Origin of the sequence: Sorangium sp. So ce1153, from assembly GCF_051521595.1 — a bacterium.
Lineage (GTDB): Bacteria > Myxococcota_A > Polyangia > Polyangiales > Polyangiaceae > Sorangium.
In genome coordinates this window covers 5,357,087-5,374,556 of the sequence record NZ_CP150361.1, presented here as the reverse complement: position 1 = coordinate 5,374,556, position 17,470 = coordinate 5,357,087, and the positions used below count along the sequence as shown (strand labels likewise).

Annotated in this window: 7 protein-coding genes; 4 read left to right on the top strand and 3 right to left on the bottom strand. The window is 66.5% G+C overall.

Going from position 1 to position 17,470, the window contains the following annotated elements:
• The first annotated feature begins 4 nt into the window (after positions 1-4).
• Genes WME85_RS19175 through WME85_RS19160 form a run of 4 tightly spaced genes read left to right on the top strand, consistent with a single transcriptional unit; the run spans position 5 to position 7,314 of the window.
• A complete protein-coding gene (locus WME85_RS19175; RefSeq protein WP_437840066.1) occupies positions 5-2,416 on the top strand; it encodes a DEAD/DEAH box helicase in 2,412 nt (803 codons plus the stop codon).
• Entirely contained in the window at positions 2,413-3,291 is an 879-nt protein-coding gene (locus WME85_RS19170; RefSeq protein ID WP_437840065.1) for a hypothetical protein, read from the top strand. Before WME85_RS19175 ends, WME85_RS19170 begins: the two co-directional genes overlap by 4 nt.
• Positions 3,288-6,611 carry a hypothetical protein gene (locus WME85_RS19165; RefSeq protein WP_437840064.1) on the top strand — a complete coding sequence of 1,108 codons (3,324 nt, stop codon included), beginning with the start codon at positions 3,288-3,290 and terminating at the stop codon, positions 6,609-6,611. Before WME85_RS19170 ends, WME85_RS19165 begins: the two co-directional genes overlap by 4 nt.
• A complete protein-coding gene (locus WME85_RS19160; RefSeq protein ID WP_437840063.1) occupies positions 6,604-7,314 on the top strand; it encodes a hypothetical protein in 711 nt (236 codons plus the stop codon). Before WME85_RS19165 ends, WME85_RS19160 begins: the two co-directional genes overlap by 8 nt.
• Positions 7,315-7,331: 17 nt before the next feature.
• Here the strand turns inward: WME85_RS19160 and WME85_RS19155 are convergent, their stop codons facing one another.
• From WME85_RS19155 to WME85_RS19145, 3 genes are read right to left on the bottom strand one after another with little or no spacing between them, the layout of a single operon-like run.
• Complete coding sequence (locus WME85_RS19155; RefSeq protein ID WP_437840062.1) at positions 7,332-13,760, bottom strand: AAA domain-containing protein; 6,429 nt, start codon at positions 13,758-13,760, stop codon at positions 7,332-7,334.
• Positions 13,757-16,030, bottom strand: coding sequence for a hypothetical protein (locus WME85_RS19150; RefSeq protein WP_437840061.1), 2,274 nt, complete (start codon positions 16,028-16,030; stop codon positions 13,757-13,759). Before WME85_RS19150 ends, WME85_RS19155 begins: the two co-directional genes overlap by 4 nt.
• Entirely contained in the window at positions 16,027-17,457 is a 1,431-nt protein-coding gene (locus WME85_RS19145) for a hypothetical protein (RefSeq protein WP_437840059.1), read from the bottom strand. Before WME85_RS19145 ends, WME85_RS19150 begins: the two co-directional genes overlap by 4 nt.
• Positions 17,458-17,470: the final 13 nt, after the last annotated feature.

Below are 17,470 nucleotides of genomic sequence, written 5' to 3'. Positions count from 1 at the left end.
CGCGATGGGTTGGCCGGACGAGCTCTCGCAACGGCTGCACGAACGGCTGCGGTGCGCCCGCACCCCGGCCGACCGCGGCGCGCTCGTTCGGGAATTGGCGCGCCTCGCGGACGGCGAGGTTGACGTTGAGGCGTCGTCGCTTGCAGACGTCGATCCCAGCCGCTTCGGGCTGCTCGTGACGCTGGAGGGCCAACGTGCTCGGGTGCGCCGGGTCGCCCTACCGCCGACACGACCGGTCGAGCTGGGGGAGGAACTCGCCCACGTGCTGCCCGTCGATCGCCAGCTCCGACGGCCAGATCGTCCGACGGCGGCTGACGCGGTGCTGCGCCGGCTGTCGCCGCATACCCGCTATAGAAACCCCACGCAGAAGGCCGCCGCGCGCGCGGTCCTCACGATGCCCGGAGGAAGCGTGCTGCTCGCGACGATGGCGACCGGAACCGGCAAGAGCCTCCTCTTCGAGCTCGGCATGCGATGGTGGCGCGAGCAAGCCGAAGAGGGCGTCCATCCGGTAGCGGTCGTCCTCGTTCCAACCGTGTCTCTGGCGCTCGCCCACGAAGACGCCTGCCGGCGATTCCCCGGCCTCGAAAGCGCCGCAGCGATCACGGGCGATACCGACGGTGCCTCGCGTGAACGCATCGAATGCGAGCTCTTGGAGGGGAAAATACCCCTCCTGTTCGTGTCGCCGGAAATGGCTCTGGGACGGCTCGAAACCACGCTGCGCACGGCCGCGCGGCCCGTCGGCCACTCCGAGAGGTCGTCGGCCGTGCGCGCGCGTCTCGACGCCATCTTCGTCGACGAGGCGCATGTCGCCGCGACTTGGGGCAAAAGCTTTCGGCCGGAAATGCAGCGTATTCCCGCCCTCGTCCGTATGCTCCGGAGCGATCATCCGGAGCTCAAGACGGTGCTGCTCTCGGCGACCATCGACGACGAGGCCCACGCGCTCCTCCGGAGCCAGTTCGGCCTCGGAGACGGTCGCTGGTTGGAGATCACGGAAGTCATGGCCCGCCGCGAGTTCGATCTGATCCAGTATCGCTTCGAAAGGCCGGAGGATCGCGACCGCGCCGTCATCGACCTCGTCGACGTACTACCCCGTCCGGCGCTCGTTTACACGACGCAGGTCAAGCACGCGGAGGAGATCGCCGCGAAGCTGAAAGAACGCGGCTACGAGCGCCTCGGGGTCTTCACGGGCGAGACCGAGGGGGTTGAGCGCAAACAGATCGTCGAGGCGTGGCACCGCGGCACCCTCGATCTGGTCGTGGCCACGAGCGCCTTCGGCATGGGAATCGACCAGCAGGATGTCCGTGCGGTCGTCCATGCCTGCCTTCCGGAGAGCGCAAGCCGTTACTATCAGGAGATCGGTCGAGCCGGGCGCGATGGTCATCAGGCGTTCGCCCTCCTGCTCACGGCGCCGGGGGACGACGAACTCGCGGTGGGACTGGCGCTCGGATCCACGCTCCGTCTGGACGAGGCATCTAAGCGCTGGAACGCCATTCTTCGCTCGGCCGAGTATGCCGGCGAAGATCCGTGGACCGGCCGGCAGCGCAGAAGCGTGAATCTGAGAGCGCACGGAGACCAACTCCCCCGCGAGCATTCCGGAAAGCGAAACCGCCGCTGGAACGAGTCGATTCTCGTCCAACTCCAGCGCTACGGCGCACTCGAGATCGAGGCGGGCGAACGCGACGCGGACTCGTGGCGAATCGTCATCAATCCGAAGTACACGGATCTCTGGGAGCCCGAGTTGGCCGAAGGTGCGCTCCAGCGCTTGCAGGAGGCTCGCGCCGCAGAGGAGGGTGCGGCGAAAGCGGCGGTCCGCAATTTCGTCGAGTTGTGGCGGGACGGGACGCGCTGCCAGCTCGCAGTCCTCTTCGAGGTCGTCGAGGCGGGGCGGCCGACCGCGGCGCCGTGCGGGCGCTGCACGGTTTGTCGAGGCGCGGGCGAACTGCCGGCCAAAGCGGATGGGCACGGCGGCGCTTCGGTGCAATGGCCGTCGCGCGCTGGCGCGAAGAACTCGGCGCGCGTTCTGCTCGTCGATGGGCACCGCCTCCAGATGCCGCACTCCTGGCTGCCTTATCTGGAGGCGCGCGGCGTCGAGCAGATCGTCGCGCCGGATGTCTTGGCCGATTCGATTGCGGACGTCTGGGCAGGCTCGACCAAGCGGGCCGGGTGGGTGCTCACGTGGTCGGAGGTGCTGCGCAACACCGCTCCCATGCGGCCTCTTGCTGTCCCAACGGCGGTCTTGCTGCCCACCTTCCCGGCCGAACGACTCCGCGCCTTTGTGTTCGCACGAGGCTGGTTGCGGGAGGGATTCCTCTCCTTCTGGGTCGCGCTCCCCGGAACGGAGATCGATCACCAGCGCCTCGAAGACATCGTCACCAATGAGCCCGCTATCGATTTGCCGAAGGAGATGATTCGATGACCGCGCCCAGAACGGTTCTCGGAGACCCCCGCGTGCGGCCCGACGTCGTGCTGGCGCTCATGCGCTTCCTCGGGCAATGCAAATCGGAGCCGACGGAGGAAGAAGTCTCGGCGTGGATGTTGCCGGCCACGGCGTTTTCCGCGTCTCCGGACCGGGTCGAGCATCCGGCGAAGCGCGCGCGAAACGTGCGTCATGTCGCCGAATATTTGGGCCTCGTCGCTGAAGATCGTTATCGGCTCCTCGAAGAAGCACCGAAGGACTGGGACGCGTTCGGTGACCTTCTGCACGAGAAATTCATCAAACACCACCAGTACGACGTTATCGACACCTATGCATCGATGGTGGTCGAAATTGAGTTGCAAGGCACCGTGTGGCTCACCGAAAGCGGAGTGAATATCGCGACCAAGCTCGCCGAGCGGGTAAGGGAAAAGGATCGAGCCGGCGAGACAGCGCTCTTCAATGACACCCGTCTTCCCGCGTTCCAAGCGTGGGCGACGGCTATGGGGCTCGGTCTCCCCGGACCGGACAAGGTGACACCTTTCTTCCCGCATCCTGCAGCGAGGCTCGCACGCGTAGTGCGTACTCTCGGCGAGCTCGCCGATGGTCGCGAGATGCGGGCCGATGCTTTCCTCGAAGTGATCGGCCGGAGAATGCCCTATCTGGATCATGGCGAACGCTACGACGCCGCCTGGTTCCGCGCGAAAGCTCGCCCAGCGCGTGAAGTCTCGCGGGTGCTGTCGCACGCGCTGCTCGATCTCGAGCGCAACTTGCACCTGGAATTGCGCTACGAGGGCGGTGACCGGCCCGGCGCCAGACGGCTCGCCGATGGAGTACGCGCGTTCGCCACCGTGCGACTCGGGGAGGCCGCGCGATGAGCTTCGTCAGGTATGCGTGCTGGAGCGACAGCGAGATCGACACCTTCGTGCGCACCACCGCGCTCGAGGGAGATAAGGCCATTTTTCTTGGCGTTCACCTGCCCATTACCGGCTTCGAGTGCGTGGCGGGGCAGCTGCCCGAGCCGACCGAAGAAGCGCTTTTCCAGGCGCTCCACCAGCGCCGTACTCATGTGCTCGCGCTCGTGGAAGGCGAGCCAGGCTCGGGCAAGTCGCATCTTATCCAGTGGCTGCGCTACCGATGGCCCGAGCAAGGGAACGATCACGTTGTCATTGTCCCGCGCAGCGACGGAAGTTTGCTCGGCGCCTTAGAGCGGCTCCGGAGCGGGCTCGGCGATCCCTTCGCGGAGCCGCTGCGCGGCCTGGGGCAGGTCGCTGAGCACTCGCTGGAAGGGCGCGCGCAAGCTTTTCTCGGACAGCTCGTCACGTTCTGCCAGAAGGCGAGTTACGCGCAGGGCGTGCCTCTCCCAAAGCATGCCGACTGGCTCGATCAAACCAGCGCCTGGCGCGTCCTGAACCACAACGCGCTCCGCAGCGAGTGGCAGGCTCCGCGAGAAATCGTCGACATTCTCGGCGGTGCGGGAGGCAAGCGCGATCAGCAGATGGCGCGTTTCACGCCGGCGCACGTCGTGCAGATGGTCGAACTCATCCTCGCCAACGGGGGCAAGATTGGCTCGCTCGCTCCCCAAGCGCTTTTCGTGCAGCTGCAGCGCGAGGTGAATTCGCTCGTCCGAGGAGTGGTGAAGGAGCATCGCGATGACGTCGACGCGCAGCTCACCGCACTCGGAAACGGCGCCCCGAACACGAGAAGGCTCCTCGAAGCCCTCGACGCCCGGTGCGAGCACGCGGTCCAGGGGCTTCTGGGCATCCAGCGCGACGAGTTGCAAAAGCGCTTCCTCGAGGTGCGCAGGAGGCTGCGGGCCGCCGATCGCCGCCTGGTGCTTCTGCTCGAGGACATCACCAACCTACAGGGAGTCGATCGGCAGCTCATCGAAGCCCTCTTGCCGTCGGCCGCAACTCCCGAGGAGAGGGACCTCTGCGATCTCGTAGCCGTTCTCGGCGTCACACCACAGTACAAAGAGCAGTTTATCGAAGACCTCGGAAACCTGCGCGATCGCCTAACCTTCCACATTCAGCTCACGACCTCCGAAACGAATGAGGTCCTCGCGCGCAGAGCGCATTTCCTGATCGGTCGGGAAACTCGCGCGCGCTTCGTCGCGACGTATCTCAACGCTGTCCGTGCAACACACGCACGCATGATGAGCTGGGTCGCAGACAGTCCCGATAGCCCCAGACCGAACGCGTGCAAGGGGTGCGTGCACCGCGCATCGTGCCATGCGGCCTTTGGTGCTGTCTCGGTTCCCGGGGTGGACCACGGTCCGGTCGGGCTCTACCCCCTAACGCCGGAGAGTATCGAATTGCTCTGGGAGCACCTCACCGACCCGGAGCGCAAGCGCACCCAGCGGACCCCCCGCGGTCTCCTGAGCAATGTCGTTTCGGTCGTGCTCAAACAACGCGCAGCGCTCATCCAAGGGCAGTTCCCGACCGAGGCGCTGGAGCATCGCAATCTCAGAGAGACCCATCCCGGTGCGGCCGTGGATGACTTGCTCTACAAGGTCGTCGATCCCGAGCAACGCCAACGCCTTGCGAGAACCATCGTCTGGTGGGGTGACAAGGACAATGGCAGCGTTCGCACAGAGGACGGTCGCCGCCTCTACTCGGGGGTTCCGCAGGGGGTGATGGCAGCGTTCGCCCTCGAGTGGCCGGGCGAGGGAACTGTTCAGCCCGAGCCAGAGGGGGCGCTCGAAACCACGACGCACAGGGCTCCCCCAAACGACGGTCGCCCATCCACCTTCGCAGCTCCCGTAGCGCCTCCCTCGTCTGTCGCGAAATCGTCGCCTACACCGGTTGCCGCGCCGCCGCCGAACCCGGCGGCATCGGAGCCCCCGCTTTCTAAAGAATGGATAGAGAGGATCGAGCACCTCGACGCCTGGGCGGCGAGAAAGAAGCTCGTGAGCGCTGCAGCGTGGGAGGCTTTGCTCTTTTTGGCGGTCAATGCGCTCGCACCGGAGGACCTCGGAGCGCCGAGATGGCTCTGGCATAGAGTGATGACCAAAGAGAACGTCGTCCTTGACGAGACGCGCGACAACCCCGATTTCCTTCAACTGGAGATCAAACGTGGGCCCATTGTCCATCACGGTCTCACGTCGCTTGCATGGCTGCGCCATGGGAAAATAACCGACGAGGCCAAGCGCGTGGAGCACTACGGCAACACCGCACGGTTTCAGGCCGAACTGGCGCGGAGGGCCGTCGAACACGTCCGTGATATCGAGTCCAAGGTAAAAGAGTATCTCGGCGGCGATCCGGGCGAACTCGCCGTAAAAGCGCTCGTGGTGTTCGCCTGGCTCTCGGCCGAACTGCCCGACGAGGGCGACAGACGTCTACCCGCCGCGCCCCACGCCATACAGTGGCAATCAGCCTTGAGGACTAGGCCCCCTCGCGCCGGTCTCACGGACGCATGGACGAGCCTGGGAGAGTCGTACGAGGTGTGGATGGACCGTCTCCAAGAGATCATCGCCGAGACCGAGCGTGTCGGCCAGTATCCTCAAAGAGACACAAGCTTAAAATCGGCGCTCCTTGATCCGGCAGCCCTCGAGCTCGCCGTACGCGAACTGGTCAAGGCACCGACGCGGTGGAAGCCGACGCACAAGACCCTTCCCGCGAAGAGCCTGCGTGTATTCCTCGCACCGGTTCACGACATCGTTGGCAAGCTCCGCGCCGGGTTTGAGAGCGCGATCGAAGCCGAAGACCAGGCCACGCTCGCTCTCGTGAAGGCGATCGATGGTCATACCGGGGGCAACGACGTGGAAGGATTCCTCGCCCGCACGCGACAGACGGTCGAGGGTCTCAAGCAGATCGACCCGAACCTCGTCCCAACGAACCTCGCGACCGAGTTCTCGCAATCGCTCAAGGAGATGTCGCAGTGCGAGCTCGGCGCCGGCAGCGAGAGGGTCCGGGCCGCGGACGAGGCAATCGCCGAGCTCGCGGGAGCGCCGCCCGAGGCCGACATCCCGACCAAGCTCACGCGGGTGGTGAGAGCCCCGCGTCTCGATCTCGCGACCATGCACAAGGCTGTCGACTCGGGGGCGCGCGCCATCCAACACGCACACGAGAAAGCCTCGCGCTGGATGGCGGAGAGCAGCGTGGAGGGAACCGACGAGGTCGAGGCGGCCGCCGCGCGCATCGAGCAAGCGGCGAAGAAGGTCATCTCGGCGCTGGGCAAGGGAAACGGCGATGCCTGACGCCAATGCGCTCGTCGACGAGCTGATCGGGTGGCTCGACAGGGGAGATCTCGCCAAAGCGGCCGAGAGGCAGCGTCTCGGTCGAGAGCTCGGACAGGTCGAGGACGTGCTCCGCAAAGGGAAGCCCGATCTCGATCGGCTCGACCGCATCGCAGAGGCGGCGCTCCTCCTGCGCGACGCTCCCCATACCGACGTGCGCCGTGAAATCAAGCGGCTCTCCGATACCGCGGCGGCGCTCCGCGGCGCACAGACGCCCGAAGCGCTCCGCGCGTTCCGCCAGCACCGATGGAAGGACGTGAGTGACGCCGGCAAGGCGCTGGAGAACCACCTCGTGGTTGCCTGGCGAAGCCGCTGCGCGGCGATCTTCGTCGATCACGAGGCGCTCGCGAAGATGCTCATCGGCTTCGAGGTGACCCGTTCGCTGGGCAAGCAGATGGCCACGACGGCGTCGAAGGGGCTCGCGCTGCGTTCACGCTTCCCCGACCCGAGTGTCCGCGCGGAGCTCGAGATCCTCGTAGGCGAGGTCAGCGGGCAGCGCGAAAAGCTCGAGCAGGCCGGCCTGACCGAGGGCGTGAAGCAGCTCCTCCTCGCCGTCGTACGGGGCGACGCCACCCTCGCCGATCTCTCGAACGAAGCCCTGAATTGGCTGCGAAAGGCGGACGCCCTCCGGTCTTTTCGGATCAGCCTGCGCAATCCGCAGTAGCCGCGCGCACCGGTGCTTCAGGAGGCGGGCGTCCGCGCTGCGACGAAGGCGCCGAAGCGCTCGAGAAGCGTCCGGCTCGTGCATACCTCCGCGAGCGCGTCGTCCATCGAGCCGTTGCCGGTGTGGAGGCACCCGGGACACCCATCGACACAGAGCTTCGCGCTCAGGCGATAGGCCAGCTCGGCGACCCGCCCGTCGGGCGAGAGCGTCCCTTCGTCAGAGGCATCGTCCAGATCGACGTACATTTGCCGGAGCGCGCTGAATCGTGGGACGAGAGGCGCGCGATCACGGGCCAGGCGGACGATCGTGCTCACCAGCTCCCAGTCGGTCGCTTCGCGCTTGAAGTTGTCCGCGGTCCGGCGGCGGACGGTGAGCACCTCGCCGAAGAGGTCGAGCAGGTCGAACCGCACGGGGCCGATCGTCTCCGCGCCGTAGATCAGGCGGAGCACGACGTGGAGCGTGGCGCCCTCGCGCGCGGACACGGAATCGAGGCCGAGCTCGCCCGCGAGCCGTGCGACCCAGGCAGCGTCGCGCGGGTCGTGCGAGCGCCAGCGCGCGTGGTCCACGGAGCGCGCGTGGACGCTCTCGAGGACACGATCCGACGCGGCGTTGGGGCAGGCGACGAAGCCCTCTCTTCTCCAGGCGTCGAGGACGTCGGGCGCGCGCTCGAGGAAAGCCCGTGTCGTCCCGTCGCCGCCGCTGCCGCGCTCGCACACGGTCAATACGTCGTCGGCGTCACTCCCATAGTGAATCGGGACGCGCGCGTGCCCAATCACGCTGCGCTCGTCGCCGAGGCCATGGATCACGAACAGATGGCGGAGGCGCGTGAGCAGCCCGAGGAGCACCACCGACCGGAGATAGTCTGGCAGCCGTTCGGGCTTCGTCGTCTCATTCGACGCTTCCTGCAAGACGCGATCGAGGCCCGAGGTGCCGAGCCGGTCGAGAAGCTCCTTGACGCGTCGATCGGTCAGTTGGGGGTGCGCCGAGAGGTGCTCGTTCCAGCCGGTGCAGAGCGCCTGCCGGAGCCGAACCGTGTTGCGGCGCGAGAGGCCGACGCGCAGGTCGTCCCGACAGGCTTGAACGGCGGCGGCAGTGGTGCAGAGCTCGGCGAGCTGGCGCGCCTCGAACCGCGTCAGACCCGCGCTGCCGGCCCGGGTCATGACGAGGTAACGCAGAAGCTGACCATGGTGCCACCGGCTGCGGGCCTCGTCTCTGGCGAGTGCGGCCATCTCGGCGTCCAGGAATGCGTCGAGCACGCCCCGTTCGACCGAAATGCGAATGCCTTCGGGGCACATCCCGTAACCCACCACGCGGGGTGTCTTTCCGTCGTCGGGATCGACGAATACCTGACGGGCATAGACGCGGTCGCGGCGAGGCGTATTAAGCACGATCTCGATGTCGCTGCACCAGTAGGCCTGGGTGACTCGGAGCCCGGTGAGCTTCGACCCCTCGCGCGCACGATGGACGAACATCGTTCCGCCGGCAAATCCTTCGAGCGCGGGAATGTGCAGCGCTTCGGGCGCACGCTCCTCGATGGCGACGACGAAGCCCTGGAGCCGAGCCTGTGTCTTGTGGTGGATGGGAACGGTTCCCTGGATGCCGGCGGAGATCTCCACGGCGCGCTCCTCGGCGGCGTCCCAGCCCCACCAAGGCTCCCAGTTCGTGCTCGACAGCTTCCCGGCGACGATCGGCGACATCTTCGTCGGGCGTAACACCATTGGATGAAGCGAATTTTTCAAGGCGATCCGCACGTCCTCGGGGATGAGCTTCAGGCGGCTGGCAGCGTCGGATTTGGGCACGAGGCTGAACTCTTTCCACTCGTCTTTCCCACGCTCCAACCAGGGCGCTTGCCTGCCGGCGGGAGGACGCCAGTGGGCCTCCTGCCAGCCCCAGCGCATGGTCACCCGCCCCGGGGCGCATTCCGCGAGCCCCAGCGTGATATCCTCGGTCTTCGTTTGGTTGGAGATGGTAAGTTGATGATTATTGATCGAGTCGAAAAGGCGCTTCGGGATCCACGGCAGCTGTTCCCGCCACATCGAGAGCGCCTCTACCTGTCCGTCCCTGATCTCTGCCTCTCGCCAGGCGGCGCTCCAGAGCTCTTGAAGAGATGAGAAATCGAGTTCCTGGTAGATCCCGGAGCCTAGGACGGCGCGCACGGCCTGGTCGGCCCCGCAAAGCGCGTCCTGGGGCACCGACCGGCTCGGTTGCCAGCCGGTCTTTGCCGAATAACGCGCCAGCGTGTCCAGGATCAGAGTCAGCGCCTGCCCGCGCTGGACGAAGACGTTGCCCATGTTTATAGGTACGCGGAAGTCGGCCGCGCCGACCATCTGCCGCGGAGACCGGAAGTACCATGCGTCTCGGGCCGAGTGGATCGACAGCGTCACGCCAGTCAGTGGTCGATCCGCCGCGCGCCGCCCGCCCCGCCCCTTCCGCTGCACGAAGCTCGCCAGGTTGGTCGGCGCGTAGTGTTGGTAGACGAGGGAAATGGCCGGATCGTCGTATCCGACTTCGAGCGTCGACGTGGCAAACACAATATCTGATTTCCGGATCATCCGATCGACGTTGCCGCCGGTGCCCGAGAATACCGGCAACCGACACACCTGGTAAGCGTCGCCGGGTCGCTGCGGACGCCCATCTGCGCGCACCTGACGCGCGTCGGTCGCCGCGAAGTACCAGCATTCACCCTCACGGAACCGCTCGCAAGTCTCCGGCTCTCCGCAGCAAGCCGTACGCAGGCGGCTTGGATCCTGCTGATCGGGTCCATACAATCGGGTCCGGAATGCAGCGAGTTCCTTCTGTTGCTCGGCATCGATGTAATCGCGGTGCAGCCGCTTCAGCTTGTCGATGGAGTCGAGGAAGACGATGCCCCGGAAGCCTCCCTCGTTCCCCGAGCGCCGGCGCATGCCGTGGCTGAGCAGCAAGAGGGACTGGATCGTGGCCGACGTGCCGGCGATATCTTTGCCCCGCGATTCGACCTCGGGCTGGACGAAGTAGAAGTACTCGCGCCCTCGCGGGTTCTCCAGGCGCTCGCTGCCCGTTGGGCGGATGTGCGCGACCTGGTCCGGTGCGTGTCCGGAGAGCTCGGCCCAAGCACGGACGGGATCATTAAGCGTCGCGCTCATCCCGATGGCGAGAGGGTGATCCTGGCCGTTGACACGACAGCGCCAGAGCAGGCGCCGCAGGGTCCAGCCGATCTGCGCACCGTGAATGTGGGCATAGAGGTGAATTTCGTCCGCGAGGAGCGCTCGCGGCGGAGCGTAGCGATTCGCATGGTCTCCAAATATTACTCCATAGCGTGGATTATGGAGCCATTGATGGAGCGACTCGGTCACCGGGAGGAAGAGCGCTGGAGGATCGCGCTGGAGACCAACCTTGGTACCTACCCATCCGGCGTAGGTCCACGTACACCCGTTGCAGCGGAGCGTATCGGCCTCGTCGCCCTCCATCCCCTGCTGGAGGGTGAGCCGTCCGCCGCACACGGGGCAGGGGAAGAAAGGAAAGACCCATTCCGTGGGACCGATGCGCTGCCATGGATCGTCGCTCGCGAGCACCTGGTCGGCACTCGGCCATCGTTCGCGGACGTCGCCCGTTTGCAGTCCGACCGTGATGAGAACGCCGAGTTCGTCGCCGAGGGCCTGCGCGTAGCGAACCAGGCGCGCGGCCTGGTTCACCGCGAGCCGGATGCGCGGGTAGACGAGCACCGCGCGGGTTCCACGCACGCCGCGCAGCCGATCGATCGCCGAGCCAACAAGCAGCGGAAGGCACGCCGCCTCGGTCTTGCCGGCGCCGGTGTCGGCCGTGATGACGGCGGCAGGGGTCACCCCGTTTGCGCTGAGCCAAGCGGAGACGAGGTGTTCTAGGCTCCGGCGCTGAAAGCCCGAGAGGCGGAGCGGCTCCTCCGTTCGCAGCTCGAAGACTGGTCGAAGTGCACGGGGGAGTGCCTCGAGGACGCGGAGCACGATGGTGTCGTTCGGAAACTTCGCGGCGATCGCGGCGATGGCGTTTTCGATGGGCACGTCGCGCACGGGTTTATCACGCGTCATCGCTAGCAGCTTGAGCGAGCGCACGAGGAACGGCCGGCGGTCCTGGTCCCCGACGCGGAATCGCTGCTTCACGTAGCGCAGCTCGCGAGCGAGCTCCGCGATGCGCGAGCGCACCCGGCCTTCACGGACGAGCACGAAACCGTGCTCGGCGAGGCGCGCAGCCGCGTCGGCGATCGCGCGCAGGCTCCGGAGCGCGGCGAGCTGCGATTTGGTTTCGGCCGCCGCGCGCCACTCCGCGAAGGTCACCCACGCTTCGAAGACACCGAGCTCGATGCGACCGGACTCGATATCTTCGAGGCAGTTCAATAGGCCGAAGTCCTCGTCAGAAAGCTCCGAGTCGGGCGGAGGGGGTACGCCAGCAACCGCGTCACCGGAACTCACGACATCGACGGTGATTCCCTTCTCCGATTCCACGAGCTCGATGACGTTCTCGTCAGCCAGCTCGCGGAGGATCGGCAGGAGTACGTCTTTCCCATTTGCGTCGCACCAGACGAAGCGGTCGCGAACGCCCCGCCGCCCCTTCGAGGTCAGGTAATACGGCGAGAGCTCGCCTCGACGGCATTCCGCGACCAACGCGGCGATGTTCTTGCGGACGCTCTCGCGCGTACAGGCGAGCGGAACGAGGCCGTCGACCATCGGCCGAAGGCTCCAAAAGAAGCCGCCGGGTGCGGATCGCCCGTCCATCGTGAGGCGACCCAGCCGAAAGAGATCGCGGTATTCGGCGAACGAAACTTTCTTCGGCCGCAGCGCGCCATCGACCTTATCGCTGGTCGTCGTCCCCCATTTCTCGTTCCGTGTGGCGAGATCTCGGATCTTGGCGTCGATCTCTTGAAGCGCCAGGGTCATGATCACAGCAGGCTCGACGGCCACCGCCTGCTGCTCGATCTTGGGAAGCGGCACGGTGTCGTCGAACGCGCGCAGCCGGACGTCCACCCGCACGCCGAAGCCGAGTGCATGATGCTCGAAGCTATCGGCGAGCTGGCTGCCAAACACCCACTCTCGAAGGATGCGGACGGCGTCGAAGACGTCCTCGTCCGGAGGAAGCACCTCGAGCAGCCGCCTCGAGAGGACGACGATGAGCTTGGAGCGCGGGCGCGTGATGGCCACGTTGAAGCGCTCCGGCGCGTACAAGAAGGGCGCCTCGGCCTGCGCGAACTCGGGATCGGAGACGCCGTACGACATCACGATCGCGTCACGCTCGCGACCCTGGATGCGATCCACCGTCTCGACGGTGCAGCCGTCGCCGCACCGGCCCGCGCGCAATCTCCTCCGGATGGCCACGTTCTGTGCGCGGTGCGGGGTGACCACGGCGAGGCCCTTCGACCAGAGTTGGTCGCCGTACGGCCGGCCCTTCCCATCGACGAGGCGCGGAGCGAGCGCTTCGATGAGCTCGGCGACCACCGCCGCTTCGAACGGGTTCGTCGTCGCCGCAGGGGGCCCGTCGTGCAAGAGGATGCAGACGGGAAACTCTGGGTCGAGTGCCACCTTCATCCACGAAGCGAGCTGCGCGCTCCATCCATCCACGAGCCCGAGCCTGCGGTCGGCGACCGGCTCGGCGGAGACGTACTCGTCGTAGAAGAACTCGGAGGGTGGGCGGGCGAGTGGCGCGTTGAGACGGAAGGTCTCGACCAGCGCGAAGACCGGCACGTTCGCGTCACGCAGGAAGGTATAGAACGAGCCGGTGAGCGTCGTGTTCACCTGGCTCCACGCCTCACCCCCGATGGGCGCGAGTTGCTTGTCGTCGCCGGCGACGACGATCCGGCCGTCATCCTTCAGAGGAGCGAGCGCCATCAGCGCCTGTCCGACCTTCATCTGAGAGGCCTCGTCCAGGCAGACGAGGTCGAAGATCTCTGCGTCGAGCGCGGGATCCCCTCCATGATGGCCTTTGGAGAGGGCGCGAAAGGCGCCCCAGGTGGTCATTCCGACGACGGCCTGGTCTCGAGCGAGCCACGTCGCGAGCTCGCCGTCGTCGATTTTCGACACCCCGGGGCCGGGGACGGCGTCGCCGCCGAGGACGGCGATGTCGACCTCTTCGGTCAGGGTCTTTGCGTGTGCGGCGATGTCATCGAGCACGTTGTCGATCGCGTTGCGCGTGAAGGCCGTCACCAGCACGCGGCACGGCCGGCCGGCGCGCCGGCGGGCGAGGAGATAGCCGAGGATCATCCACGCGAGCACCGTCGTCTTGCCCGTCCCCGGGGGGCCGAGCAGGAGCGCGCAGCGAGGCTGGGCGAGGCCGAGATATGCAGCTTCCTGCCGATTGCGCAACGCATTCACGCCAGCGGCGCGCATACCGGGCCCGACGATCGCGTGGAAACCGTCGAGCCAGTCCTTCTGCGAAGTCTCGTCGGCGGAGCCGAGCGACGCGGGGGCGGCGACGAAACGGCGAATGATCTCGGCCTTCACGGACCCTCCCGATCCTGAGCGACGTGGCGGAGAAAAGTCGCGAGCCGCTCGCTGTTCACGTCGAAGTACCCGCGGTCGAGGATCCACCCGTCATTCCCCAGCCGAGCAAGGCATTCCTGGAACACGGGCGATTCAAACACCTTACGCCCCATGGTGAGGAAGAGCAGAGAAGGATCGTCCTTGGGTGGGTGCAGTTTGACGCTAAGCTGATTCCAGATGGACGGGTCGAGGATGCGATCGGGATGCCCATCCGAGAGCAGCAGCATGAAATCGCCGGGGGCGATGTCGGCGTCGATCGCCTCGGCCGGCTTTTTGAAGAGGAACCAGACGCCACCTCCTTTCCCCGTTTCCTGCTTGACTAGCCTCATCGGCCCAATGGAGCTCAGCCGGGATCGGCGGCGCTCGACGGGCTGCGCGAGCTCGTGCAGCGTGGCGACGAGCCCGGTGTGCTTTTCGAGGAGCGCCTGAGCGCGCAGGATCTCCAGCGAGGGAGCGTTCAACGGATCGACGGTGGCGTGGAGCTGGAAGGGAGCCTTCTTCAGGCGCAGGAACCGGTCGGGCGGCGCGAGGGCGGCGTCGGTCGCCTCGAGCCATGCCACGAGACCGGCCATCGCCGAGAGCCGCGCGCCGACGTCGTCGACGATGGCTTTCCGATCCGCGCCGCCTTCAGCGACCTCCCGGCAGCGCGCGAGAGACAGGCGAGACGAGAACGGCCGCGCAAACTCCCTCGCAGGGACATAGGGATCCTTCGGAGCCGCTCGCGACGTCGCGAGCGCGGCGCTCACGCGGGCGAGGTCGTACGAGACCCGGGCGGGCAGAGCGAAGAGCTCTTCGACGACGCTGCGAAGCGCGCTCGCCGGCAGATGATGGTAACCGCGATACGCCGGTTCCGGCACGACGAAGTCGGGCGGAAAGATGCGCACGATCTCGAGGAGCTCCAAGACGATACGTGGATCGTGCAGGTTACGCCCCAGGGCCTCGGCGAGGTCCACCGACTCGGCCGGTTCGAAGACGAAGACGTGCGCCACGTTCGCCGCGCCACGAAGGTTGGCTTCGTGGGCGCGTCGCAGGGCGTCACGCACCACGCCGAGCGCTTCGAGGAGCGCCACGGCTTCATCCTCCGCACGGGCGACGAGCCGGATGACGCGCGCGCTCTCCGTCCCTTTTTCGACCACGCTCGCGCCCACCGTTGCGAGGCGCGCCGCCATCGGATCGCGATCGGCAACCAGATGAATCTGAACATGCGTCTTCGGCGGCATGCGCAGCGTCACGCGTCCGGGTATGTGATGAGGCGCGCCGGCCACGATCGCCGCTGCCCGCTCGACGATCTCGCGTCCGTGGGTCGACAGTCGCCAGTCGGCGACGCTGGGCTGGAACACCCGCCCACGCCCGTCGATGAGCGCCCCAACGGTCGTGATCTGCATCCGGCGCAACGTGCTCTTGCTCTGCTGCGACAACCCCGGCACGGCGCTGACGTCTAGCTGCCGGGGAGGTAGAGCGTCGGCGATCGCCATACCGCAGTGCAGGAGATACGAGCACTGCTCGCACTTGAAGTAGATGTGGAACCGCGTGTCGTCCCGCTCGGGATGGACGGTGCGCGCCACAGCTTCGCGCAACTCGCGCCGCGCGAAGTCCTGAATCACAGCCTCGTAGCTCCGGAGCGGAAAAGCGCTGACCTCCCACGGTTCTGCCGGCACCCCCGCCGACCGGTGCCAGATCTCTCCGATCGCATCGAGGGAAGCGTCGACCGCGTTCTGCTCGAGAACACCGCGGAGCATCCATCCGTACCAGGCCAGTTGCATCTTGTGGAAGGGCAGCGCCGCGTGCGTCGACTTGATGTCGACGAGGCGGAGCACACGGCGCCCGCCGACCTGCTGCGCGAGCAAGAGATCCACGATACCGCGGCGAAATTCAATATCCATCCCTTCCAGACCGAGATCCCTCCGGAGCGCGCTCGTGCCGGTGAGGACGAGTTGGTAAGCCGCGGTCGTGCCCGTGCTCCCCTGGAGGAACTCGAGGCTCATCCGCTCTCCTAGATCGTTCTCTCCGCTGAGCGGGGCGAGCAGGCGCACGCCGGACATCTTCGCGTACGCCGAGACGACCTCCCCCTCGTACTCGCGGCCGAAGTCGGCCCAGGGAGCGGGCAAGGTCTGCTCCAAAATTGGAATGGTCTTGCGGAGACGGTGGTCCATCGTCTCGTACACGAGCTTTCGCTCGCATCGATACTGGAACCAGTTTTTGATAGCCGACGCGCTGAGCGATAATTTCATGATCCGGTACGATCGCTAGGAGTCTCGCCGAGCGGTACGTCGCCCCCGACGTCTGCGAGTCTCGTGAACAGCCACCGCGCGGTGTGCTGGTCGACCGTGTCGATGCGCTCCGTCTCCCGCCTGTCGCGCCACCGGGTCTTGCCCCGCACCCCTCCGCGCTGCGCGTCCTTCATGGCTCCGATGAGCCGTTCCTGGGCGTCGCCGGCAGCATAGTTCTCCGGCTCTCGCTCGAACGCCAGGCGAGCTGCCGCCGCGAGCACCCGGGGATCCCGCGCGCCGATCAGCTGACGCCGGAGCGCCTGTTTGGCCGCCGTCTCCGCCTCGCGGTGATGGCCGACCGTGAAGGAGAACGCGGCGTCGAGACGGCCATTGCCGAGCTCGGGATAGGGGCCCTCAAGCAGGGCATCCGCCACGATAGGGAGGTCCGCTTCGAATTCGGGCATGGCATGGTCAGCGTAGACCTGCGTCCAGTTCGCGCGGAGAGCCGCAGCCTCCGGTGCGAATCCGGTCTTTTGGAGCACCGTCGCGCTGAAAAGGAAGCGGAGCGCGTCGATCGGGTAACTCCCCCAAGTCGGGGCGAGGCGCTGCTCGCTCGTGACCGAGCGCGGATCCCGAGCCAGGAAATCGCCCAGCGCTCCCGCGAACGCCGGCCCTGCGGCCAGGCAACCCCAGAGATCGGCGAAGATCTCCCCGAGCCACGCGCGCCACGCGGGGCGGCGGGCGACCGGCACGCCGCGCGTCTCCATCGCGGTGTCGAGCAGCCTCCCGAGCGTCGCGGTGAGGCTGAAATCGTCTTCCACCGCGTGGCCTACCTCGTGGGCGACGACGAGCAGTTCCGGCAGGAACTCGGCCTGGAACCAGGGAATGCCGACCACCGGGATCGGCAGCACCTTCAGGACCTCCTTGAACTCGGGCGTGTTGAAAACCTCACCGGGCACGGCCTCGGCTTGGAAGGAGGAGCGCCGGGACATCACGAATGGGTTCGAACCGCCGTTGAAGAAGACGAGCGGCGGCTCCCTGCTCGGGCTCCCCTGCCCGCGTTTGAGCGCGGGCTCGTAGCAGGCCCACGCGAGCTCGTCGGCGATCAGCAGGTAGTCGCGGAACCGCGTGGCCTCGCGAAGGACGAGCTTGCTCCGGAAGAACTCCCAGATCCGATGGACTTCGAGGATCATGCGTTCCAGCGCGCGACATGCGGCAAGCACGCGGATGGGAGACGAGGATGCAGGGGGGGACTCCGGCCCGGCGTCGATGCGTTTCTGGATCTCCAACTGGAGCCGTCCCAGGATCGCGGCGAGGCGGCGAATCTGCGTGTGGTGCTTCGCGAACGGGCCATTCGCCTCGCTGACCTTCTTCCAGTGCTCGAGCTCGTTTCCGAGCGCACCGAGCTTGCGCCGGATCTCGATCGTCTTGCGGTTCGGGAGATCCATAGGGCCTCGTGCG